Consider the following 25,666-nt stretch of genomic DNA (forward strand, 5'->3'; position numbering starts at 1 on the left):
CGATTCATAAAGAGCGTTGTGTTGAGTTTTCCAACGCGATTCATAAAGAGTGTTGTGTTGAGTTTTCCCTATTTTTGGGTGGGGCGGAAAATTTTTCTCTATCAGAAAAACATACTTTTTGCAAGTAAAAAGACTCATTCTTGTCGGAACACTTGAAAAATGTGCCTTTTTGAGCCCAGAATGGCGATCCATAGAAAGCCCGTTCTGTTGAGTTCATTTTGATTCTAAAATCCATTCAACTTATGGGGTTGGTTATGGCTCTTTATGAATCGCGTTCTATAATCAATTAAAACCAAGGCGATTGTTGTATAATATTTCCTATATGCAATTTATTGACCGAGCTGAGAGCCGCTACCTGCGGCAAACCGGAATTCGCCCAGATTTTCTTAAGCCGAACTCACGTTAATTAACTACTCTTACACTACAACCTTCAGGAAACTGACTTAAATCCAAATGAGCCTGTTTGGGAGCGATCAATTCTCTTAACAAAGGAAGATTATACAATACATCAACACGATTCGATATACGGGTACCTCCTGCAAACACAACATATTCTAGACGTTTTAAATTACGAATCGGTTCCAGAGATTCCAGTTTCAATCCAATCATAGATAAAATGTTTAACGCGATACAATTTTCGATTCCATTCAACGAGATTATCTTTTTACAGGAATCAACCCTCAAATCTAAAAGAGAAAAACAAGACGAAAGTCCATCTAAAGACCGAATACTTGGAATTCTTGTCAATCTCAATGATTCGATATTACTAGGTATGCCAGTAAGACTAACTATCTTTCCTCCGTGTAACCATAAATGCTTCAAGTCTCTCCAATCCATCATACCTTTCAAATTTTCAAAGGCACATCCCCGTAAAGATACGTTCTTAAGTTTTTTAAGTTCAAAAATATTCTCTGCACCTTGTACCCAATGATCTAAAAAAATCTCTTCAAGATTTCGCAAATGTAATAACACATCTCCTAATCCAGCTGAAACCCTATCTATTTTTAACTTTTTAAGATTGGTTATTAGACTAAGAGCAGAAAAATCTTTGATATTTGAAGTCAAAATCCACAATGACTGCACCGATGGAAGATATTCTAAAAAATTAATATTGGAAAGCGAAACAAAACCAACGACTACTTCCGTAATAGTAACTCTATATTCATAAAATCTGATAGACATCAAAAAATCAGAAAGCTCCCAAATCCGAATTGGAGGAGTATCATCTTTTTCGGAAAGAAATACTCTAGTGTCTGAGTTAGAACTGATGTAGATAGACCCTATTGTTAATTTCATATTAATTCTTAGTTTTATCTCTAAAAATTCATTCAGTAAAATTTTTCCAATTGGAATCTGAGATAAAAATCTCAAAAATTAACTCTGCGTTGAAATTTGAAAAATGGAACATCCTCTAATTTCATCTAACAATGCATTCCAAAATCTAATTACATTTTATCAAAAAGATCAAGCTGCAAGAACCGTTGTAGTTTTGGAACAGGTTCTAAGATTTTTTTTAAAATCTATAAGTTTAAAACTCAAAAGAAAGATAACTCTGTAAAAACGATTCATAATTCGTAGATACAGAGTTACTAGTTCGTAACGTATTCTTGTAGAAAAATTAACTCTTCAGAAAATTCATCGTATCTTGAAGTTTTTTTGCAATCTGCAAAAGACCAATTGCACTTCCTGCGATTTCTTCCGAGTTTGCGGCGCTGTTTTGAACCGTAATGGAAATATTAGAAACCGCGTTTGCCGTTTCCGAAACTGCAATTTTTTGTTCTTTAACGGAACTGCGTATGTCTTCTGACTTCTCATACACTTGATCCACTCCAGAACGAATCTTGTCCTTTTTCTCCTGCTGAAGCGCCATCGTAGCTACAATTTGATTAGAAGATTCTTTCAGATGTTCCAGACCACTTAAAATTTCAGCATAAACACGAACAGAATTTTCCACGATCTTTCTACCCGTTTCTATTTCAGCGTTACTCGTTTTAATTAGCTCTTCGATTGTCATCGCGCTAGAATCCGTTTGTTCCGCAAGCCTTGTAATTTCACTCGCCACTACGGCAAAACCTCTACCGTGTTCTCCTGCTCTTGCCGCCTCGATTGCAGCATTGAGTGCAAGTAAATTCACTTTTTCTGATATTTCTTTGATGATGGCAGTAATGGACTGCATCTCGACAGAACTACTTTCGATCTTTTCCATACTATCGGAAAGATCTCCCATCGTTTTTTTACCAGAATCGGTTTTCAGATACATATCCGAAATTTTTTCCAAAGAATTTTTTACCGCATCTCCTACCTTGTTAATCATCCCTTCCAGCTCTCGCATTTCTCCGTTAAACGAAGAAATCAAAGCGTATTGAGATTCTGCGTTTCGATTTACATATTCCATTCCGGAACTAATCTCTTCCACAGATGCGGATATCTGTTCAATCGAAGCCGATTCGGATTGTGCGTTCGCCGAAAGATGATCTGCAGACTTAGAAAGTTGTTCAGAAGCCGCCAGAATACTTTCGGAAAAATTCAAAATCGTATTCAACATTTCTCTGACTTTGATCTGGAATAAACGAAACGCCAGATGCAAAAGATAAAGTTCGTCTTTTTTATTTGAGTCTTCCTCTACTTCTACAGGATGAGAAAAGTCCGCGTTTTTGACTGCGCTACTTACTGTATTTAATCCTTTGACTAATCGAATTGAGTAAAACACAGCAATCAAAAAAATATAGGTCAACGTAATGCCAGAAAGAAGAATAAACGAAAACCAACTATAGGTGAATTCCTTTTCCGCTCTGATGTAGATCGTATCCGTAATCTTAAGTTGAAGTTGAATCAGTTCTTCGATTTTATCTGTCACTGGATCAATTCTAGGATACAAACGATTGTCTGCAAAAACTCCTAATTCTTGAAAGTTTTTAGCAACCATCAGTCCTCTGGCTTCTGTTACGGCGGCGTTAGAAGCATCAAAAAGAGGAGTCAAATCTCGGATAATTGCCTCTTCTTCCGGAGCTAGACGAGTTCCCATATAAGCGGTCCATTCTTCCTGAATTCCTGAAGTCGCCTTATCAAGGTTAACGACTCCTTCTTCCGGTGTGAAAGTGCCACTTCTTACTTTATGAACACAGTCTACGATAAAAATTGCATAGAGATCGGATATTTTCTTCAATTGTTTCAGAGGAATTACACGATCCTCGTAAATTGTTTCGATATCCTCAATCCTATCTTTAGTGTTCGTTAAAGCCAATGCAACTAAGATGGCAATCGGTATTAGTACCGATCCAAATAGAAGCATTAGTTTTGTTCGTATTCCCAGTCTCTGCATGAATATATATATAGTTTTCATAGAATTTAAAGCGTTTCATAGTTGCCTTGATATATACTCAGTCAAGTTTTTTAAAAAATGAATCTCTTTTTAAGAGTACAAATTTATAAAGTAAGTAAACTTGAAGTTAAAGAGATGTCAAATCTTCAAAACTTTAGAGAGACTCTAAACATAAGGATTAGCTCCGGCATATATAAAGGTTTATTTTTGAACTCACTGAAAGAACGTTCATCTTTTTATGACGAAATAAAATTCATAAATGATTCTTTTCTTTTTTATAATTTATTTCAAAAACATACAACATATCTTAAATCTAATAAAATTATAAAAAAGAACTTTTGAGAAAGATTTTTAGATTTTTTAAATGGAACCTTTTCTTAAAAACCTAAAATACAAATCTCAAAATTGAACAAAAGATAGTATCGATAGATCATTCTATAAAGTTGATATGATCTAATTTATCTTCCGATAAAACTCTCTCAGAAAGATTGAGTCCAAACTTTTGAGTCTGAATTTAAAACTTATATAATAAATCAGTCTACTATTTTGAACCAAATCCAAATTTAGGCGTAGAATTCAAAATTCTATGATATAGAGCTGGATCACTGCTACTGATCCTATAAAATCAAGTACTGTAAATTTTATCGTAAAACCTCGTTTCAGCGCAAAATATTTGGATATTTTATTATATAGCTCTGAATAATTATGTAACAAAGTACTGCTCATTTTTATATCTCCCAAGCGGTTTTCTTTAATAGGAAATGTATTTTAATCAATTGTCGCATTAAAAAATCTGTTTCAATTTTTTAAAAGTAAATCGTATACAAACCTATTATTTTACGTTTTTGGTTCCAAAAGTCCCTTTCTTTTTTATCAAAATCCAAAAATGCAAGCTTTAAATCTATTATCGTGACAATTCAATCATTTTGTTTTGTTTTGACAGAAATTGAGTACATTATTATTTTAAAATATACTTAAAATATATTTGATTTTGTAATAGTTCCCACATTCTAAGATTGTTTTGGATAATCTATATATTTCTCAAACTCAGACAGTCGAGAATTGTCTAAATGGAAATGAGCGGTAGTGAAATGCCTCGAATTTAAAGAATCAATCTGTAAAATTCAGATTTTAACTTTTTCAGAATCATAGATTCCTTACGTCGAACTCATATTTTATTATATAGTTTTTAAATAATCAAAAGCCACTGAAAAGTCCGCACTATCTAGATATGACGGTTTCTATTGAGAATTCCAGAATTTGATTAGAAATTTCTAAAGGATTATCACTTTTGAAATTTTACTTATTACTATAAAATTGAGCACAATCATTCTGTTTTGTTTAGGATGGTGTTACTACCCAAAATTATAAAAATGAGTATTAGAATTGCTAAAAATTTCATATCGAACATCAGTAAAACAACATCCGTTCCACTTTACTCATCTTTACAAAAATGAGTATCTATAAATTAAAAGAAAATAAATCTTTCAACAACTCTATTCGATTCAGATTCCAAACCGGAAATTCATCTCAAAGTTTATAAACTTTTTTATAAGAATCAGTAAGATCTATAAATTGATAAAGATGATATCCAATACCACCTCAAATTCACTCTTTTAATTTTTTCAAATTAGAATTTTCAGAAACGGCTCTAAAAAGTTTTGAAACGAAACGATCTAGTCATCAAAATCATAGGGAATGTTTCTAAAAATTTTATCAACCAGATCCTTTTTTACCTAGAATTATAAAGTAGAGTAATCTAGTATTTTGCACTAAAACAGAATTTTACAATAAAATTTGTGGTACCCAATTTGATAGAAACCAGTAATCTTTTCTAAAAAATAATCGGGAATACAATCGATTTGTAAGTAAAACATTCCAATTTTCTTAAAAAGATTTTTTTATAAAATTTAGAATTTAAGTTCATTATAAGATTGAAATTCAATAAAGGTATCCCACCTATTGTAAATTCGTTTTTTAAGGGAGAATTGTATGAAAGAAATTTGTAAATCGTTTTCAATTGGAATTTTGATCTTTTGTATTTGTTCCATTTTATGGAATTGTCAGGACGAAAAAAGCTCGGATAAGGAAGATTCCTTAAAACTTATGACTTTTCTTTTAAATTCTACTGCACCTTTGCAAGAACCCACAAGCGCCGATTGTACTAATTCTGCTCCCGCATTTTCTACGTTAAACCAAGCGGGGACCAGCTCTTGTGCTACTTGCCACAATCCAAGTAACTTAAACGCTGGATTTGACATAACTTCCTATAATTCGGTTCGTAGTCGTGTAACCGTAAACGATCCTAAAAACAGCCTTTTATTTCAAAAAATCAATACGGGTTCTATGAGAATCAACAATAACGACTCGATCAATAAAGCTGTTTTTTGTTGGATTCTAAAAGGAGCCAATCCTTGATTTTTAGAAGATTAATATATTCTATTTTTCTAATTTTTTTGGCTCTTCAATTTGTTTTCCATTCTTCGTTACGAAGCGAAAAAAAACTTTCAGAAGAATGGATCGTTAAAGAAGCAGACATCCGTTTTTTAAGTGAGGCTCCTCAGGAAACAATCCGGGGAACCTTGCAAAAAGCAGAAGGAAACGCGGATCTAAAATCAAAAAAATTTTCTTTTCAAATAAATCTAAACGATCTCAACGTTCCCAATCGATTGATGAATCGGCATATGCATGAAAACTATCTCGAAACGGAAAATTTTCCATACGCTACGTTTCAAGGAAACATTTTGAAATGGGACTTAACTTCTAAAGCAGTGATCGTTGAAGGAGATTTTACCTTACACGGAATTACAAAAAAGAACGTTCGAGTTCAAGGTAATTTTGAAGAAAAGGGAAAAGATCTTTTAATTCGTTCCGATTTTGAAATTTTACTGAGCGATTTTAAAATCGAAATTCCTAAATTAGTAATTTTGAAACTGAATGAAAAAATTAAAATCGAAACATTCATTTTATGGCAATATAAAATATGATCTTTAAAAAAAATCCATTCCTAATTTCTTTTTTTCTTTTATTCATCTTATTACCGTTCTCTCTATCCGCGCAAGAACAGAGAAAATCTACGTTTTTAGGAAGCAGTTTGATTCACATGCCTAGTACCGAAGACGTGGGTAAAAATGGTTTGGATTTCCGATTCAATCACCGTTTCGGAAATGCAAAATCCACTTCTTACGATTTTTTCGGTTTGGACAACGGTGCCAATACCCAGCTTTCTTTAGACTATGGTCTTACCGATCGAATCACAATTGGTATAGCCAGAACTTCGTTTCAAAAAACATACGAGGCAAGAGGTAAAATTCGTCTTTTAACCCAAGATTCTAATTTTCCAGTAACCATAAGTTTTTTTGGAGTCTTTGGCCAGGAAACAGAAGAACAATCTAAATTCTACGGTCCTTATCTTAAAGTTTCCACAGGTTTTCCGAGTTTTGATTCTCAATTGGAAAAAAAGTTAAATACTTATGAACTGTCTGACTCGGACAGACAGAGTGCTCTCGCTTCGTTTTTAATTTCAAAAAGATTCGGCGATTTATTTTCTCTCCAACTTTCTCCTATGTTCGTTCATAGAAACTTTGTCAAAGAACATCTTTCTAATGATAGAACCGGATTAGACGTTTCTTTTAGAATCCACGTTTTTAAACGTCTGGATTTTACGTTCGGGACAATTCTTACTCCAAAAAGAGATTACATTGGTGATTCTTACACAGCAGAAGACAGAAAAACGAAAATTAACGGTCTGGAATATTCTACTTCAGAAGCTAACGAACTGATTGCAAATGGAAGAACGTTAGACGTAATCGTAAACAATATTCTACTTTCTAAACCAGTAGAATACATGTCCGTTCCGATGAGTTTTGGAGTAGACTTCGAAACCGGAGGCCATGTTTTTCAACTGTTCGTGACAAACAGTAGATCTATCGCTCACACTCAGTTGTTGCGTGGGGCCGATTACAACTACGATAAAAAAGAATGGACCTTAGGATTTAACATACATCGTTATTTCTCTTTGGAAAGCCAGGATTCTAAAACGAATTAGAATTGCTCGAAAGTTCGCAAAATTACCAGATGCGACCTAAAATGTGGGAACTACCACAAGTTTCGATTTTACAAATACGTTTGGAATTGTAGGAACTCATACATTTAAAAAATTGTTTCTCATTTTTTTACGCCGAATTTACGTCAATTTAGAACTTTTTTACTGATCCATATAGAGTTTACTACTCGGACGCATGAATAGAATACTTGGGTTAGATTGTTTCAAAAATTTGAATATTTGGCCCTGCTTTAAAATGCCATCATCTCGAATTTGCGGTATTTTTTAAATACCGCTATTTTTTTCGTAAATTCGGCCGTTAATAACTTGGTACTATTTTCATGCGTCCGCGTAGTAATCTGTAAAGTCCAAGTTTGTAAGAGTTCCCACATTCAATTTTTTAACAAAAGATAAAACTATAAAATAAATTCTTACGCCAAACTCATGTTAGGTACCATACAACGATTACTCTATTTCGTAATCCTACTGATCCCTATAGAACAGAGTATCTAAATGTTTACCACAAAGTGCAGTTTCAAATAAGTTCGATAGAACCCACGCGAAAGCAATTGAAGCGAGGAACCCAGCAGAATGCTCTCTATCATAACCAACCCCACAAATAATTGGATCTCAAGATCTATCGTCGGAATTACGACAAAATCTTCTGTAAAACTTAGTTCCCGCCCCACAACGCGACCCATAGGAAAGCGTTGTGCTGAGTTCATTTTGATTCTAAAATCTTATTCAACTTGTGGGGTTGGTGATGGCTCTCTACGAGTCACGTTCTAAATTGAAACTAAAAACGAAACATTATCGCATTATGTTTCTTTCATACAATTTATTGACTATAACAAAAAACGCGGTCCGGCAACTTCGGATTCGCCCAAACGTTCTTACGCTGAATTCACATTAAAGTTATTGAAAGTGGAAATTGACAAAACCGCTTCTATCGATTGTTTTCATAAAACAAATACAGATGGAGAATTCATTTTTTAACAACTCTATTATTGAAGCCTAAACTATTGGACTAGTATTTTATAGTTTTAAATAATGATGGGACTCGTTTCTTTTAAGGCTTTTGGATAATCTTTTAATATTTTGTCAGAGTTTTTTTCAATCAATCTTGTCAAAAAAATCATCCCCCTTTTGCCATTAAGTATTTTTCCATAAACTCTGTAATATCCTTTATATTTCTATTAATCATCTTTCTGAGTTCAGGAGGAATGTTCTGAGATTTAATAACTCTATAATAGTTTAACGCATTTTTTAGCATCTTTCTTCTCGCAAATTCTTGTGCTTTGACGAGCATAGGCTTATATTTATAATATGAGTATTCCATAATACTATAATTCTTGGAAAGTTTAAACGCATGAGGAATCTTATCAAAATCGTAAGTAAGAGTCAGAAACGGAGCATCATCCACTTCAGGAGGTTTTAACTCCAATATCCCGTGGATCATCCTAGGTTCTTCTTCTTTAGGCCCCCCTGTCGATTCGTCTCCTCCACTTCCAGTGTCTTCCTCTACGTCTTCACCCAGAGGTTCCAGTCCTCCTTCCAGGACCTCTATTTCGGGCGTCTCATCTGCAACAGTAGAATCATCCGAAGAAGCTGGAGCAAGATGAGGAATTTCAGGAGTTGTTTCTCCTGTCTTCTGATATTCTGGATCAGGAAGGCCTATTTTAGGAAGTTCTAATGGTGTAGGTATTTTTTCTGGAGTCTCCGAAGTTGTAGGAGCTTCCAATCGAATCTCTCCCGACTGTGAAGTTGAACTAGGAGTTTGAGAGGTTTCTTCCTCTTCAGGACGTATAGTTTTATCCTGGGGGTCTGGAAGTCGGATCGGTATTAATTCAATTTTAGGAAGAACTGGGGCTAAAAATGGGGGTAATTCATCTCGAGCGGGAGCTTCTGTCCAATCAAAGTCAGCCGAATCTTGTGCCTCAAAACCCGCTTCCTCCCTTTCTCTTTTTTTTGTTCTTCTTTTTGTTTGAGATATTCGTCTCTAAGTTTAAAAAGATCTTCTTTTCTTCGGTCTTCACCTTGTCTTCGATCCTTTCGTTTAGAGCCAGCACGCCTTTCTGTCCCGGATCTACGATTTTCCCCCGTTCTACGATCAACTAAAGGGAGATCCTTAAATTTTTCCCACTCTTCCGAAAAGAAAGTATCATCCGGAAGATCCATTGCATTTGGTTCAGAATAAGATTGTGGATATGTGCCTGCAGTTCCTCCTCCAGAACTTCCTGTCCCACCGGAAGAAGTGGGAGTTCCCACACCACCTGCACCTCCTCCAGAACTTCCTGCTCCACTGGAAGGAGTGGGAGTTCCCACACCACTACCTGCACCTCCTCCAGAACCTCCTGTCCCACCGGAAGGAGTGGGAGTTCCTGGACTAGGAAGAGGAATATGTTCCTCCGGAGGTATGGGGCTCACAATTTGATAAGAAACTGGTCCGGGAGGAAATTTTTCAGGTGTAGGAGGAGGACCCGGAATGGCTCCTGGATCCCAAGGAGAAAGTGGAATAGAAATTGGATTCGAAAATCCTTTAGCAATAGTGTCGCCTAACGACTCACTGATGTCCTTAATTGCTCGAACCAGATCACCTAAAGGAATCGGAGGTCCGTCATAACGATCAGGACGATAGACTTCATCCTCGTCGCTCTCAAGATGGTCTTGAATCTGATCAATATTCTCCTGAATTTTATTTTGAATTTCTTCATCTGGAATACGAGTTTTAGTTCTTTTATAAATTTCTAATGCACCGTTGTAACTTTCTTTATCAACGAGAGCTTCTGCATTTATTAGAGGACGACGATGATTTGCAAATTTAGAATTATTGCGAATGATATCATCTACTTTGTTTTTCAGATTTAACTTAGGCTTTTTACGAAGTCCTGGAAATTCTTCTTTATGTTTTTGAGGATCTTCCTTACCAGGTTTAGATTCTCTTTCAGATAAAGGTTGTTGTTCCTTCCCACTTTGAGGATCTACAGGAATTTCCTTTCCTCTATCGCTTCTAAGATTGGAATCGGTGCGAGTTTCACTACCTGATGTTTTTGAAGAAGATTTCCCAAGATCAGAATCTTTTGGAGCAGGTTTATCTTTGAATAAAGTATAAGCCCCTGCTCCGGCAGATAAAAGACCTAACATGAATAAGAGGAGTGTTGTCATTGGAAAAAGCTACTGTTCTAAAAATCGACCAAACCAGATAGTAATCTTAAACCCTCTCGAACTTCTTTTTGTAATTGACGTCATGGATGTATAGTATATTCCTGACTTATGAAAGCTTCGGTTCGGGCAAACTTAAGTTTTGGATCCAGTCCAGACAATCCGGACGGACTTCAATTGAAAATCACCTTTGACGAAGATACACAGTCCGCATACGGTGATTTCACTTGTCCGGAAAAGTTTCAAGGTCAACCAGATGTAATCCATCCGGGAATTATATCTACGATCTTAGACGAAATCATGGTAAAAATCAACGAAGCCATGAATTTTAAAACAACTACTGGCGAACTTACTATTCGTTTTCTACAACCTGCATTCGTCAATCAACCTCTCCATTTACGTGGATGGTTTGTTAAAAAGAACAAGAAAGTAATTGAAAACAGAGCAGAAATTGAAAACGAAATTGGGAAAATCGTAGCCCGTGGCAAAGGCAAATACATCGAAGTAGACGATTAAAATCACACCTCGTAATCAAACCGCCGATGTGGTGAAACTGGTAGACGCAGTGGATTCAAAATCCACCGGGGGCAACTCTGTGTCGGTTCGAGTCCGACCATCGGCATAATTTAAAACTTACAACAAACTTAGGACTCGAAGCGAGTTTTGGTAAAACATTTCGAGTTCTCGTAAAAAACGAAGAAATGATTCCGAGGAACAGGACGTTCCGAGGCCAAAACGAGACGCCGTGGAGCCAAGGCGAACAGGATGTGAGACTGCGTAACGGCGAGTCCGACCATCGGCACAATTTAAAACTTACAACAAACTTAACGTGAGCTCAATGTAAGGAATCCATGGTTCTCATCTTTCTAAAAAAGTTATGATCTCGATTCCTAAAATGTGGGAACTCCCACAAATTACGATTTTACGAACTCATACTTTTAGAAAATTCTTTCTGCTTTCTTACCCAGAACCCACTTAAACTTAGAACTCAAAGCGAGTTTTGGTAAAACATTTCAAGTTCTCGTAAAAAACGAAGAAATAATTCCGATGAACAGAAACGCCGTGGAGCCAAGGCGAACAGGATGTGAGACTGCGAAACGGCAAGTCCGCAAAAATCCATCCCTTCCCGCTTTTGATAATTTTTCAAAATCTAATCGCGTTAACCAAACAACAAGCTCAGTATTTTTAATAATGCATCAAGTCACTGCAGTTTATTTCTAAAAGAATAATCCATAAACTACCCTATCACAAAACCATAAAAAACGAATTGAAAACTAAACCAAAAAATATAAATCCATCAAATTTTTATAAATCACAGATCATTTTCATTAGCCTATAGAAGCTATAGGCAAATTACATTTCTTAAATAATTTATAAATTTTTGAACATTTATCTTATTTATTCAATCTTTAAAATAATTTAAATTTCTTATAAAAGAAAATATTCTCACTAATTTCAAATAAAGTTATTTGGCTTTGATAAAAATTAACTTTATCCTCTTATCTAGTTTTCAGAGAAAGTAGTAGTTTCTACAAGCTCGAGCTTTACAAATAAGTTTGGAATTGTGGGAACTCATACAAATATAAAATGAATTTCAAAAATAATATTTAAAAATTCATAAAAGATTAAATCTGTGAGAACTAACACAAGCTCGAGCTTTACAAATAAGTTTGGAATTGTGGGAGCTCATACAAATATAAAATGAATTTCAAAAATAATATTTAAAAATTCACAAAAGATTAAATCTGTGGGAACTAACACAAGCTCGAGCTTTACAGATCCATTTTTAAAAAAGGAACTTATACTCTTAGAAAATTTTCTCTTTATTTACACAGAATTTACGTTAATCAAAAAACTACGTATTACTACACTTTTCCTAAATCCAAAAAATAGACTCTTTCTTTTCTAAAACAGATGATTGGATCTCTATAGAATTGAATATTAGAAATTTTCACCACAAAGAAACCGTTTAAATGCAAAACGTTAATACTTCTATTATATAGCTTTGGGTAAAAATTGATCTCAAAATTTAGATCAATTTTTGTAGGAATAAAAAAAATACTATTAATTTATAATTCTAGAATATTAGAATATTCAATTTATATTGAATATTTGATCAAAAAAAGTCCCATAAATTTTAAACCAACATTTCTTTAAATTAAATTTTTATATAAAATCTTTGTTCTATGAACGTTATTAATTAAAATCTATTTTACACACATAACATAGTTAAATTATACTTATATACAAAAATTTTTAATAACAGACAGTTATTATCTAATTTTTAATGATAAATTTAAAATTTAATTTTTAATCTCCGTAATAGAACGTTATACGGTCTCAATTCTTTATTTAAAAATTTAAAATCACGTTATAGTTATATGCTTGACAAAATTTAATTTCTAACTTAAAGTTCGCATTCTTTAAAACTTGGAGGACAAAAATGAAACAAATTTATGGCATAATCGTCGCCATCTCATTATGCTTGTTAGCTGGATGTACAAATGAAGGAGGAAATGAAAATTATTCTAATACTCTTGCAGCTGTTTCCACCAAACAATTATTAGATATCGTCTCGAATCCGAACTCAAAATCTTCGGATCTAATTCTCGAATTCCCTACCTTGTATGTAGATTCCATTTCTGGAAATGATGTCACAAACACAGGTACACAATCCGCCCCGTTTCGTTCAATTACGAAAGCGATCTTAGTTGCCAAAGCAAAAAACATATCAATCATCGCGGTTGCGCCAGGCACTTACGACGCTTTGATTGGAGAAACATTTCCGATCGTCATTCCAGAAGAAGTCAATTTATACGGAGACTTCAATGGAAAAGGTTTGATCGGAGGTTCTTCCTCTCTTTATGCAGGACCACCAGGAACAACTCCTAAAACGGGAATCACTTTGATTTCTGGAAACGGTCCTGATGTTTCTGGTCACAACAATGTAACCTTGAAATTAAATAATAGCAGTCAAGTTGCTGGATTTAAAATTACTAATCCAAAACCGTTCGATAACAAAGTATATTCTACAACGGTTTTGTTATATAACACCAATTCAGCAAAGGTAAAATCAAATACGATTGAAGGAATTTTCGGTGGCCATGGAGTCAATGTAAGTACCTATAATTCGCCGGACTCTGGGGGAAATATTATTTCCGGAAATTCTATTCTATCCAATTACAATGGAATTGCAGATTCAACCATGAGTGCGAGTAAGGTTAATAAAGTAGAAAAGAATATTATCATCCAGAACAACATTGGAGTAAAAAGCAACTACGTGAAATTGGATTTAGGTCAAGGTTCAACGGGAAGTGTCGGCGAAAATACATTCTCCTGTAACCATCACCAAGACATTTACGTTGGCACAGCAGCCAGTGGCCAAACTCAGTATGCCCTAAACAACGCTTGGGATCATATGCCACCCACAACTTCTAGAAGTTATGATGGTTATGGAATTGACATCGTAAATTTGAACTACGAAACAATTGTATATTACGCGGGAGGAAGTGTGGCTTCGGGAGCTTGTAACTAAGTAGGAAACTCCTTCTCTCATTTTATATCATTTATAAATGAGAGAAGGAACTGACCTTTTCATTTCAATATCCGTTCTGCCTTTTATCATTCAACTTTTAATGAAAATATTCTAGATTGATTGGCTTCTCTCTGGAAGTAACAAAATGAATACCCAAACTAAAACACAATTTTAAAAGATTTCTGTTTATCTAAAACAGACGGAATTTAAATTTATTCAAAATAAATTCCAAATTAATAATATGCTTTGTTTGCGAATATTCTTGTAAAAATTGGATTCCTATCCTTACTTGCAATCAACTCTGTGATACAACAAATTAAAACTACAAAAGCAAGAACAAAAGAAATTCCCATTTCACCTTGAAAACCTAGAATCGAAATATGAGAACCAATTGCCCCCACCATAATCACAGTAGCGATCATTGCCCCTAACCAACTCGTCCGTGGAATCAGTAATAAGAACACTACACCCAACTCAAAAAAGCCTACCACATAACGACCAAAGGGTTCCGCGTCTAGAGCAGCAAACGTCGCAATAGAACTTTCCGAACCAGAAAGTTTAAAATAAAAAGCAGGAATTAAGATCACAACTGCTACAATTCGTGCCGTCCAATCAAAAATTTTTTTCATCATAAACTTTACCCCATTTTAGAATTTTAATTCTAACCATTTTAAAACATACTCGCAAGAATTTTTTAGAAAAACGTAAAATGGATAAACTATAGAAAATATTCTTTTTCTTTTAAATACAAATCTATGTCAAAATTTGAATTAGAATGTATCTCCGAAAGTCGCAAACTATCTCTATAAGTTTGATGAAAAGTAATGGTTCCTTAAACAATTACTAAAAATAGAAAAACGATCAAAAGTTTAATGAATAAAAAGTGCGGAAACTACAACTGAATAATTTCTATAAAATAAATTTTAAAACAAGTATTTATTTAAAATCAGGATTTTAGACACGATTAGAGTTATTGAAAAATGAATCCTCCATCTTGTTTCTGTTTTATGGAATGATCGATTGAAGAGTTTTGTTAACGCTGCTATATAATTTTTTTAAAACTCTATTCTATAACTTTTAAACAAGATCTTTATTTTTAGATTTTGAACTTGTTCCAAAACCTCAAATAATTTTACGTGTAATTCTTTGAAATTTTTAATCAAATATAGTAGTTCCTACAAATTAGGTAGTATTTGGCAGTTTACGAACCTTCAAGTAGTTCTAATGTCATTAAATTTTCGTAGTAGTTCCCGCATTTTAAGTTCTAAAACAAATTCAGTATAAGTATTATTTTATACATTCGGGCAAATGATAGATCACAAAAATTCGATTACGTGCAAAATATTAGTTTTTTTGAAAATTTAAAAACGATCAATTCTAAATTTTAAATAGAATTAAAGTAAATTTCAGAGCAAATCCTAACTAAACTTTAATTTATTATTATTTTTTAATGCATTTTCAAAAAAATCAGATTCAATTTGATCGATTGAATTCAAAATCAATTTCATTTCCAGATCAGAAAGTCCCTGAAATAGTTCTTGACCTTTTTGTAATATTCTAAGCCCAAGACGTATTCCTTCCACTTCTTCAGGAGTATACGTTTTCGGTTTGTTTTCCATTTTATGCACAATCGTCTTCATCATAAAAATGATCTTGTTCAAAAGTTCTTTGTTAGAAAGTGTTTCGAAAAGTTTTACTATATCCTTTCTAAATTGATCCGCTTCTTTTTTAGGAATTTTAGAAATGATTCTCTCAAAAATAAAAGGATCTTCTGGATCGTTTCCTAATTTTAACTCTTCCTTTGTAAACTCAAACATTAAAGTTTCAAAACGTCTTGCAGTAAGATAAGAATTTAGAGCTGCAAAACCGGTCTTAAACGCAGTTCCCAAATGCCTTCCAAAACCCCAAATCGCAGTCCCCAAAGAACCAATCAAACCAAAAACCTTAGAGGGGCTATGTACAAAACCAGAAAGAGAATGAAACGCGCCGTCCAATAAAACTCTACCTTCATATTCAGGGTAAAGTAGTTCTAAAAAATATTTAAGTAACGTATCGATAACGGACCTTGGAATCACTTTCAATTCCGGATAACGTTCCAAATTGGAAATAGAATATCTTCGAATTAAAGAGGATCTATAAGCTCGAATTAGAATCGGAAAATCTGAATCCCGAAGAAAATTTTCCATATAACCGGAAGGATCAAATTCTTTCGCCTAGAGTAAACTATAAAAAAAATAGAAACCTTAAAACTTTCTTAATATGAAAAACTCCATCAAATATTGAAAACGAATTGAAAGTAAGAATCTTAGAAAAAACTTTTCCAAAAGTAGTATAGGCGACATTTACTTGAAAATTATCCTTAGAAAAGCTCTATAAGATCAATCTTTCATAAAACATCATTGTTTTGAAATTTTATAAAAATTTTCTCTATTCAATCCTATAAACCGATTCGATTCCAAGGAATACATTTAAATTTTCAAATCCAGGTTATATAAAATTATAACTTACGTGAGTTGGCGTAAATTCTGAAAAAAGTTGGAGTCTGAATTTTATAGATTGATTCTTTATATGTGGGAACTACCACAAAACTTAGATTTGTCTGTAAAATGATATGGAAACTACTGCAAATCACGATTTTACGAACAAATTCTAAAATTGTAGGAACTCATATTTTTAGAAAATTCTTTCTTGTTTTTTTACACCAAACTCACGTTAACTTACTTTTTTATGGCGAATTAGACATTACGCGAATGTGGGAAATTGAGCAGAACGCTCTTTCAAACTCAGCGTCTCACTCCTTGAACTCAATGTATCATTTTCTGAATACCGATTCTTAGAGAGGCGTTCGCTAAAGTTTTCTGGTCGCGTTAACTCAAAACGCTTTCCTACATACAATTTATTAACCAGAGCCGAAAGCCTGATCTCGTATTTTATTACATAGAATTCACATTTTTTGGAAAAATTAATTTTTACAATATAAATATATTATACTATTCTAAAACTTTATTACTTAAAGATGAAAACAAAATATTTTTGATAGACTATAACAAATCTTTCAAGATTTAAAACCAGCTAAGAACTGTAATGTGGAGTTAGCCGGCATAGGCTTACTATAAAAGTAACCCTGTCCTTTATCACAACCTTGTTGTTTCATCAATTCCCCTACTTCAGCCGTCTCGATTCCTTCCGCTACAACCGTCATTCCTAGTTTATGCCCCAGATCAATCGCGGCTTGACAGATAAAAAGGGCTTCTTTATCATAAGGAGCCACACTCACAAAAGAACGATCTATCTTAAGTTCCGTAAACGGATAACGATGAATTTGTTTTAACGAAGAATAACCGATTCCAAAATCGTCAACAGAAAGCCCAATCCCCCGAATTCGAATTCTGGTAAGAATATCCAGAGTAGAAGTCATATTTTCCAATAACTGAGTTTCGGTGACTTCGACGATTAACTGATTGTTTTTTAAACCAAAGTTTTCAATCATCTTGGCGATGGTTTCCGGAAGAATTAACTTATTCATGCTCACCGGAGAAACGTTAACCGCAACAGCAATCCCCGGAAATTGTTTATTCCAAATCGAACACTGTGATAGGGCTTGAAGAATCAACTTTTCGGTCATCGCATCCATCAAACTAGGATACAATTCTAAAGTTGGAATAAAAGCGTCAGGAAAAATCAAACCCCTTTCCGGATGAGACCAACGAACCAATGACTCAAAACCAGAAACGGTTCCGGTTTTAAAATCGATCTTAGGCTGATAAAAAAGTACAAATTGATTTTCTCTAATTCCCTGTTCGATTTCTTCCGGACCGATTACGGAAGCCTGTTCATGAACTATTCTTTTCCCGGATGTAAAAGAATGAGCAGATTCGTTTTTTTGCTCAGAAATTAATCCTGTAAGCAATTTTTGATATTCTCGAATTCGAATCGGCTTTTCAAGAACTCCTGAAATTTTTAATCCGTATTGGATCGCAAGTGCTTCTGCACTCTGTAAAACCCTTCTATCGGCTCCACTGATTAGAATTACAGAAATGGAAAATTTTTTCCCAGATAACATCCGTAAGACGTCTACTCCGTCTACGTCCGGAATCATAAGATCCAAAATGATGTACTGAGTTTTCTCGTTTAATCTTTCGAAAAACACCCCAGCCTCGTGGGTAATCGTAACTTCAAAACCACATTGTCTAGCCAGATCGCCGAGAATACCTGCAATTTCTTCCTCGTCGTCCAGAATCAGTAGATTGGGTAATGTGGTCTGATTCATGAATGGCTAAATTATAATATACCGAAATGATTCTCAAGAGATTTTCGAGAAATCGGCCAAGGAATTGAGGTAGAATTTTCCAAGTCAACCGAAGAAGAAAAATAAAAAAACTTCACTTTCAAACCAGAACCTTGCGCTTTCATTACAATCTCTTTCCATCTAAAAAAATCTTCCTGCCAAGTTTGCGAAACTAATATAGTTTCAGATTGTATCTTAGAAAGATTGGATTCTAAAACGTTGAGATCCTTAAAACAAAGAACTCTATATCCTAATCCCTGAAAAAGATAAGACGTTCTACTTGAGAATTCCCCTTCATTTGAAAAATAAAAAATTGTTTTTTTGGAAGATTCTAGATTTATAAAATGCGAATCTGATTTCAAATCTTCTATCGGAATATATATATAAAAATCAGAACCTACATCCAAATGAGATTCAAACCCGATCCTACCGCCGCTCCTCTTTACAAAACCAAAAACCATAGGAAGCCCTAACCCAGGATTTTTTCCTTTTTGTTTTGTAGTAAAAAAAGGTTCAAAAATTCTATCGGCTATACTCAAATCTATACCTTTACCGTTATCAGCCACTCTCAGTAAAAAATAGTTTCCTTCTTTTAACCCAAGAGATTTATTTTTAGAATTTAAGACGATTGTATCAGTTTCGATCAAAATTTTTCCTCCAGACGCTTCATTCGCATTTTGTAATAAATTCATAATACAATTTGCAAATTCGGTTTGATCGACTTTACAAAAAACTTCTTGTGAACCAGGGTTAAAAACTAACTGAACGTTTTCTGAAAAAATGTTTTTAGATTTTTCTAAAAAATCGGCTATAAACAGATTTGGATTGATTATTTCCGGATGTAAGGATTGTTTTCTAGAAAAATTTAATAACTTCTTATTTACCTCTGCACCTCTTAAAACGGCGTTTTGTGCAGATTGAATTCTATTTAAAACCTCCGGTTGATCCTTACATTTCATTTCTAGAATGTCCAAATTGGCGACGATGATATTTAGAATATTATTAAAATCGTGTGCAACCCCTCCGGAAAATTGGGATATAATTTCCATCTTTAAAAGAAAAATATCAGTTTCCGATCTCAAATCCTCTTTTTCTTTCAAAACTTCAAAGAAAGTTTTTGCCAGAGTAAACGCAGAAAGATTTTTCTTTTCCAAATATCCTTGAAATCCACCTTCACTTGTAATCCTTTCTATTTCTTCTTTTGAAATTCCGGAAATCAAAACCGCAGAAACGGAACCGACTACTTTGCGGATCTCATTCAAAATTTCGAATCCAGTTTGTAGACCTAAAAAATGATCAACCACATAAATTGTATATTTTGAAGGGTTTTTTTCTATATCTACAAACAAACTCGGAAAGTCTTTAAAACGTGTGACTTTGTATTTCGGAAACGGAATCTCTTCTAAATATTCCCGAAAAAGAATCGCATCTTCGTCATCGTCCTCAATCAAACAAACCGAAATCTCATCGCTAAACAACTGGAAGCTCCACGATTTCAAGCCAGTATTTTCCGAGGGCTCGAATCGTTTCTAAAAAAGCTTCAAATTCGACCGGTTTTCGAATAAAGGAATTAGCTCCTAAGTCGTAAGTTTTAAACATATCTTCTTCCTCTCTGGAAGTAGTCAAAACGATAACCGGAATTTTTTTTAACTCCGGAATAGATTTGATCGTTTTCAAAGCTTCTCTTCCGTCCATTCTGGGCATATTCAAATCCAATAAAATGATTCCTGGCTTAGGATATTTTAGAATATCAGAATATTCTCCTTCATTCCGAAGGAATTCGAACAACTCTTCGCCATCCTTTACGAAATGTAGAGGATTGGCTAAATTATTTTCTCGAAAACCGTCTTTCATTAATAAACGATCGTCCGGATCATCCTCCGCAACGAGTATATGAATTGTTTTTTGATTTTTAATTTCAGCTTTCATAATTCAATCCGACTCAAGTTTACCTGGAAACTCTAAATAAAAAGTGGAACCTTTCCGAAGTGTACTCTTGGCGTAAATTCTACCTCCGTGAAGTTCTATAATTTTTTTACAAACAGCAAGACCAATTCCGTTTCCTTCATAATCCTCTCGGTTGTGTAATCGTTGAAAGATAGTAAATATTTTATCCTCGTGTTTTTTATCAAAACCGATTCCGTTATCCGAAAAACTAATTTGAATCCAGTTTGGTTCACTTGGATGTGCTACACATTGAACAATCACTTCAGGTCTTTCGCTTCGATTGAATTTAATTCCGTTTTTGATCAGGTTCTGAAACACCGTTCCCATTTGAGAAGGATCACACCAAGCATAACCTAGTTTAGAATCCACCACATTCGCATTTCTTTCTTTGATATAAATTTCCAAATCTCCGATAACGTCTTTTAAAACACTGCTTAAATCTAAAAACTGGAACGGTTTGGATTTACTTTTAATTCTGGAATAAGACAAAAGACCTTCGATTAAATTGGATAATCTACACGCAGAAGAATACATTCTCTGTAGATAATCCATAGACTCCGAATCTAGATTAGAATTCTTTTTTAAAAGTCTATCTCCAAACGCCATGATCTTTCTCAAAGGTTCTTGTAGATCGTGAGAGGCGATAAAAGCAAAATCTTCTAAATCGGCGTTTGAACGTTTTAGTTCCCTTGTCAGATTTTCTAGTTTGAGTTGAGTATCCTGGATTTCAGTAATGTCCTTACCAGAAGCATAAACGAGCCCATGCTCTGGAGAAGCGATCGTTTTCCAAAGAATGGTTTTTGTTTGTCCTTGTTTGGTTATATATCTAAGAGCGAAAGAAACATTCTTTTTGTATTTTCGAACATTTCTGACGGCGTCCAACATTTTATCGCGATCTTCCGGATGGACTATATTTGTACGATCAAATTCTTCCAACTCTTCCGGGGTATAACCTAAAATTTCCTCCCAGGCCTGATTCTGTTCGATAACCTGTCCATCTAAAGTAGAAATCTGAAACAGATCCCCTGACAATTTGAAAAAATGATCTTTTTCTTCTTCGGATTCCTTATTTTTGAATAAAACACCCACTTGATCGGCGATCAATTCAAACATTTGAATATAAGAATTTACTAAATCTATTTCTATCTGAGTAAAAAATTCTAAAACATAAGTTTCGTGTCCCGTTTGTAAAGGAATTGCAATCCAAGAACGAATCCCATTTTGAACCGCAGCGCTAGTACGTTTAAAATCTTTTTCTTTTTGAACGTCCTTTACAAAACGAATTTTTTTAGTAGAAAAAACTTTCCCGATCGTACCTTCTCCTGGGGAAAACTTATTTTCCAAACAGGCCATCCTATATTGTAAAAAACTAGCGTCGCTGGAATACCAGGGAGAATTTTCTTCTAAAATGATTTCCCCTTTTTGAAATCTCCAAGTTTGGGCAAAACTCCAAGAAGTACCCTTACAAATCGTTTCAAAAAGAATTTCGAAAGATTGTTTTACGCTCGAAGCGTTTGGAATTTTTAACGTGACTTCTTTGAGTATATTTTGTTCCGTTTCTCTTCTTCTTTTTTCGGTAATATCTTGGAAGAACACAGAGATTCCTTCTTCAAAAGGAAAAACTCTGTATTCCATTATATTCCCGGTTTCTGGAACCTTATAATCGAAAACGAGCGGTTTTTTGGTTTGGACCGCGTGTTCATATCTGTTTTTGAAAAACCGAGACGTAGATCCTGAAAATAAATCCCAAATATTTCTGCCGATCAGTTCTTCTTGAGTTTTTCCTAATGTAATTAAGGACTGTTGGTTTGCGGAAATAAATCTCCAATCTTTGGAAAGGGCAAAATATCGATCCGACATACTTTCTATGATGGACTGTTTTTCGGCTCGACTTTGTTTTAAAGCATAGGAAGTTTCTATCGTCTCGGAAACGTCAGTTAAAATTACGAGTACCGCAAAAGAACCTCTAAACGAAATCCGGTTTGTAGTAATTTTCACATAAAGAAATTTTTTATCTTTTCTCCAATGTCTCCAAATTCCTCTGGATCGAATCCCTGAATCCTGTGCAAAATTTTGAATGACTATTTCCATGTCAGCACGATCTTCTTCCGGACGAATGTCTAAAAGATTCATTTCTGAAAATTCCTTTCTGGAAAATCCGTATAAATAAAGCGCTGCGTCATTTACCGCAAGAAAACGTAAGGTAGACGGATGAAATAAAAACGCAGGTTCTGGAAGTTTATAAAAAATGGATTCTACATCTGGCCCTTCCTCCTCGTCATCACCTTCTTTTGCCAAAATTTCAAAAGTATACAGTCTATAAGAAACCCCTCTTTTACGAAAGACTACTTTCCAAAAAAAACGTAGAATATGATCTTCTGTAAAAAGTGTATCAAAATATTCAGAGTCTTGAATATGCTTTAGTAGAATCTTTTCTGTAAAATCCGCGTAATTACGGATCTTTCCGTGAAGATGAAATAAAAAAGAAGGAAACGTTCCTGGTTTCCGATTGAATCCTTTAAACTGCCAAAAACGAATACATTCTTTAGAAAGTCGGATTTTTCCAGAAGGGCGTTCTTCGAGTATGCATATTTGATCTTGGAAAGAGGAAAAACTATCAGAGAATTCCTCTAAGGATTTTATTCCTGTGAGTTGCATAAGATTTCGCCGAAGATGAGCAATTCTATCTTCTTTGTCGAAATGATTTCAATTAAAAAATGAGAATTTACGAAATTAGTTTTTTCTTAATTTCGTTTTTCCAAATATGAATTTTTTTTCTTCCGGTTTCGTATCCTATCTCGTATAATTTCTGAAATTGATCCCAATCAAAAGTGGAATATCCACCTACCGGCAACTCTATGTATAAATCTGAGTCATTTCGAGTGCGGTTTTGATTGTTTTTACTGGACAACATCAAAGAACGCATCATAATTTCTGCAAATCCGGTATACTTGGTTTTTAAAGTTTTTCGTTTTAGATGATGAAATAAAAGATTAAAAAAGGAAGGGGCTTCTCCTAGATAGTGAGGCCCAAGTAAATTATGATACATTTCATCCTTATCGATTTGTCCTCCTCCACCTAAATCGACTGAAATCAAAATTCCAGCGCCCCTTTCTTTTAAAATGGAACCCGGAAGATTATCTAATAATCCACCATCTACAAACAATTCCCCTCTTTCTGCAAAAGGAGGAAAAATCCCAGGAATAGAAGTACTAGACCGAACCGCCTTCCACAATAACCCTCTGTCAAAAACTTTTCTTTCCGCCTTGGTTAAGTTACAAGCGATCGCATAAAAAGGAATCGGAAGAGTTTCTATACTTCTGTCTTTAAAAAATTCATGAATCGCTTGAGAATATCTTTTTCCTCTAACTAAAGATACAAACGGAAACGTAAAATCTCCGAGTAAATTACGGTCCAACCAAAAATTTCGTATCAGAGGTAAAATATCAGAAGAGTCCAGTCCCATCGCGAACAAACCACCCATAATCGCGCCCGCACTCGTTCCGGAAATCATATCCACGGGAATCTCATTTTCTTCGAAACATTTTAAAAGACCTAGATGTGCAAACCCTTTGGCACCTCCTCCAGAAAGTGCAACTCCAATACTTTTACCGGTGAGTCGTCTAGACAATCTTCCAAAATCTACATCCAGTCTTCTGCGAACGATAGAATGAGAAATCGAAGGAAATTTTTTTAAAATCGATTCTATCTTTTTCCAATCCATAAAGTCAGAATCGATCAAAAACACCAGTTCCTTCTGGATCGTTTCGGGTAACATGGAATTTATTTCTTCGGAGTAAGATGAAAAAGGTAAAATTGGATCGATCAAAACTAAAATACGATCTGATTGACGAAAACAAGTTTCTCTCCAACCAGGATTCTGTATATCCGTTTTGAATATAAGTTTATCATAATATTTTTCTAGATCGTAAAACCAATTTACTAAATCCCCGATCCGATACGTATCTCTTTTTTTTAAAGACTTCTCTCTATTTTTAAAAGAATTATAATCTACTAATATTGTTTTTCCAAAATTTTTAAGACCGTTTTGAAGTGAACGATAGAATTCATCCGGATTTTCTTGAAAATTTAAAGGAAAAACGGAAACGGTTTTGACGGATTTAGATTTTCGATAAACCTGATTTCTTTCTGTTCCCAATCGATGAGCGATGGTTCCGGTAATTTGAAAAAGAGCTTCCGGAGAATTAGCAAAACATTTACGAAAATCTTCTCTGGAAATCCGTACAACTTGACTAGTCCTTAAAGCGATTACGGTTGCGGACCTTTTATCTCCGCTGAGTAAGGACATTTCTCCTAATATATCTCCTTTTCCGAGTTCTCCTTCCGCTAAAATTTCCTCATCTTCGGAACGTACCGTCCAAGACAATCTACCAGATACCAAGATATACATAGAATCGCCGGAATCCCCTTGTTTGAGCAAGACCTCTCCTCCTGGAATTACGAGCCATTCCATCCTGGATTCTAACTTAGAAAGAGTGGACTTGTCTAAACGAAATAAAAGTTCAACGGAAGATAAAAAAGACATCAGTTCTTTTTTAGAAGGTCTGAGCTTAGAAACGTGAAAAAGATGATTTTTCTGATTTAAATCCTCAATCCATTTTTTCCAATTTGGAAGTTTAGAAATGATCCGATTCAATTCATCTGGAAGTATATAAAGAATTTCTGAAATTCCAGAGTGTAAAATTTTATCTGGTTGAAATAAAAAATAATCTCCAGGAAATAATTCTCTAAGAACCAGATCTTTTTCTTTTGTATTGAGTAAAGTCTCCTCTAACTTTTCGGAGAGTACTAGACACAAAGAACCAGGAAGAACATTCAAAGACAAAATATCAGAATTCCATTGTATGAGGTTTAGGTGTTTTGCTACGATTTCTTCTTCCTTTGTATTTCTCCATGTAGGAAATTCAGAAGACGTTTTAGAATAAAAATACCTCAATCGTTTTAGATGTTTCGCTTTGGAAGAAAATTGATCCATATCCTTTAATAGACGTTTCATTTTTCAGCGATTCTAGATTTTCACGTCACACTACAACAAGGTTTTTATTTTTTAACTTTTAGAAACACCTATCCAATCAATTTTTACTTGGGTGTTAATCGCAAAACGGCGATTTCACGCAAAAATTCGATTTTGTTTTTCAGTATCTTTGGATTTTATAGAGATTTCTTTTATAAAAAGAAAAATCATTTTTCTAAATTCGGATTTACGTTCTATTTTTTATTAGAATCACGTGAGTTCGACGTAAGTAACTCATGATTCTGAAAAAAGTTGAAATCTGAACTTTACAGTTTAATCTTGAATATGTGTGAACTACCACAAATCACAATTTTACAGTTTAATCTTGAATA

The 25,666-nt window shown here is 34.3% G+C and carries 19 protein-coding genes and 1 tRNA gene; 8 read left to right on the top strand and 12 right to left on the bottom strand.

All coding sequences use genetic code 11. The features are described 5' to 3' along the window. Positions 1-402: 402 nt before the first annotated feature. Positions 403-1,371, bottom strand: a complete 969-nt coding sequence (locus BW942_RS08480; RefSeq protein WP_001211774.1) for a leucine-rich repeat domain-containing protein — start codon at positions 1,369-1,371, stop codon at positions 403-405. A gap of 28 nt (positions 1,372-1,399) precedes the next feature. Between BW942_RS08480 and BW942_RS08485 the strand changes: the two genes are divergently transcribed. After that, entirely contained in the window at positions 1,400-1,558 is a 159-nt protein-coding gene (locus BW942_RS08485) for a hypothetical protein (RefSeq protein WP_002081364.1), read from the top strand. Between the two features lie 60 nt (positions 1,559-1,618). Here BW942_RS08485 and BW942_RS08490 read toward each other — a convergent pair whose 3' ends face one another. Next, the gene (locus BW942_RS08490; protein WP_000923900.1) at positions 1,619-3,292 is read right to left on the bottom strand and encodes a methyl-accepting chemotaxis protein; all 1,674 of its coding nucleotides are present in this window, start codon (positions 3,290-3,292) and stop codon (positions 1,619-1,621) included. 108 nt (positions 3,293-3,400) lie between these two features. Here BW942_RS08490 and BW942_RS08495 point away from each other — a divergent pair, with 108 nt between their 5' ends. Then, entirely contained in the window at positions 3,401-3,664 is a 264-nt protein-coding gene (locus tag BW942_RS08495) for a hypothetical protein (RefSeq protein ID WP_001048196.1), read from the top strand. A gap of 1,492 nt (positions 3,665-5,156) precedes the next feature. Here BW942_RS08495 and BW942_RS08500 read toward each other — a convergent pair. Next, a complete protein-coding gene (locus tag BW942_RS08500; RefSeq protein WP_000849749.1) occupies positions 5,157-5,342 on the bottom strand; it encodes a hypothetical protein in 186 nt (61 codons plus the stop codon). Between BW942_RS08500 and BW942_RS08505 the strand changes: the two genes are divergently transcribed. The 3 genes from BW942_RS08505 to BW942_RS08515 are packed head-to-tail and all read left to right on the top strand — an operon-like array spanning position 5,315 to position 7,370. Further along, positions 5,315-5,740, top strand: coding sequence for an LIC11213 family lipoprotein (locus BW942_RS08505; RefSeq protein ID WP_000658256.1), 426 nt, complete (start codon positions 5,315-5,317; stop codon positions 5,738-5,740). The two genes, BW942_RS08500 and BW942_RS08505, sit on opposite strands and share 28 nt — an antisense overlap. Continuing rightward, entirely contained in the window at positions 5,737-6,309 is a 573-nt protein-coding gene (locus BW942_RS08510; RefSeq protein WP_000577498.1) for a YceI family protein, read from the top strand. Before BW942_RS08505 ends, BW942_RS08510 begins: the two co-directional genes overlap by 4 nt. Beyond that, positions 6,306-7,370 (top strand): DUF5777 family beta-barrel protein, encoded by a 1,065-nt coding sequence (locus tag BW942_RS08515; protein WP_000576376.1) that lies wholly within the window; start codon positions 6,306-6,308, stop codon positions 7,368-7,370. The genes BW942_RS08510 and BW942_RS08515 overlap by 4 nt, the downstream gene beginning before the upstream one ends. Positions 7,371-8,502: 1,132 nt before the next feature. Here BW942_RS08515 and BW942_RS21705 read toward each other — a convergent pair. Both BW942_RS21705 and BW942_RS21710 read right to left on the bottom strand, forming a co-directional pair. Then, positions 8,503-9,108, bottom strand: a complete 606-nt coding sequence (locus BW942_RS21705; RefSeq protein WP_000387999.1) for a hypothetical protein — start codon at positions 9,106-9,108, stop codon at positions 8,503-8,505. 128 nt (positions 9,109-9,236) lie between these two features. Continuing rightward, complete coding sequence (locus BW942_RS21710) at positions 9,237-10,511, bottom strand: hypothetical protein (protein WP_002084687.1); 1,275 nt, start codon at positions 10,509-10,511, stop codon at positions 9,237-9,239. A 129-nt stretch (positions 10,512-10,640) separates the two neighbouring features. Between BW942_RS21710 and BW942_RS08535 the strand changes: the two genes are divergently transcribed. The 3 genes from BW942_RS08535 to BW942_RS08545 all read left to right on the top strand — a co-directional run bounded on the left by BW942_RS08535 (position 10,641) and on the right by BW942_RS08545 (position 14,064). After that, positions 10,641-11,045 (top strand): PaaI family thioesterase, encoded by a 405-nt coding sequence (locus BW942_RS08535; protein ID WP_000648186.1) that lies wholly within the window; start codon positions 10,641-10,643, stop codon positions 11,043-11,045. A 22-nt stretch (positions 11,046-11,067) separates the two neighbouring features. Then, a tRNA-Leu gene (locus BW942_RS08540) sits at positions 11,068-11,151 on the top strand. A 1,821-nt stretch (positions 11,152-12,972) separates the two neighbouring features. Then, positions 12,973-14,064, top strand: a complete 1,092-nt coding sequence (locus BW942_RS08545) for an LIC10774/LIC10365 family surface protein (RefSeq protein WP_000810138.1) — start codon at positions 12,973-12,975, stop codon at positions 14,062-14,064. A gap of 233 nt (positions 14,065-14,297) precedes the next feature. Here BW942_RS08545 and BW942_RS08550 read toward each other — a convergent pair whose 3' ends face one another. The 7 genes from BW942_RS08550 to BW942_RS08580 form a co-directional block, all read right to left on the bottom strand. After that, entirely contained in the window at positions 14,298-14,696 is a 399-nt protein-coding gene (locus BW942_RS08550; RefSeq protein WP_000976082.1) for a DoxX family membrane protein, read from the bottom strand. Between the two features lie 786 nt (positions 14,697-15,482). After that, positions 15,483-16,250: a hypothetical protein gene (locus BW942_RS08555; RefSeq protein ID WP_000427173.1), complete on the bottom strand. Its 768-nt coding sequence runs from the start codon at positions 16,248-16,250 to the stop codon at positions 15,483-15,485. Between the two features lie 869 nt (positions 16,251-17,119). Next, positions 17,120-18,334, bottom strand: a complete 1,215-nt coding sequence (locus tag BW942_RS08560) for an EAL domain-containing response regulator (protein WP_001077104.1) — start codon at positions 18,332-18,334, stop codon at positions 17,120-17,122. Between the two features lie 11 nt (positions 18,335-18,345). Further along, the gene (locus tag BW942_RS08565) at positions 18,346-19,830 is read right to left on the bottom strand and encodes an ATP-binding protein (RefSeq protein ID WP_000490514.1); all 1,485 of its coding nucleotides are present in this window, start codon (positions 19,828-19,830) and stop codon (positions 18,346-18,348) included. Continuing rightward, the gene (locus tag BW942_RS08570) at positions 19,823-20,281 is read right to left on the bottom strand and encodes a response regulator (protein WP_000642736.1); all 459 of its coding nucleotides are present in this window, start codon (positions 20,279-20,281) and stop codon (positions 19,823-19,825) included. The genes BW942_RS08565 and BW942_RS08570 overlap by 8 nt, the downstream gene beginning before the upstream one ends. Before the next feature lie 3 nt (positions 20,282-20,284). Then, positions 20,285-22,957, bottom strand: a complete 2,673-nt coding sequence (locus BW942_RS08575) for a PAS domain S-box protein (protein ID WP_001177543.1) — start codon at positions 22,955-22,957, stop codon at positions 20,285-20,287. A gap of 67 nt (positions 22,958-23,024) precedes the next feature. Further along, positions 23,025-25,316 (bottom strand): patatin-like phospholipase family protein, encoded by a 2,292-nt coding sequence (locus BW942_RS08580; RefSeq protein ID WP_000826015.1) that lies wholly within the window; start codon positions 25,314-25,316, stop codon positions 23,025-23,027. Positions 25,317-25,666: the final 350 nt, after the last annotated feature.

It is taken from the genome of Leptospira interrogans (assembly GCF_900156205.1).
Lineage (GTDB): Bacteria > Spirochaetota > Leptospiria > Leptospirales > Leptospiraceae > Leptospira > Leptospira interrogans.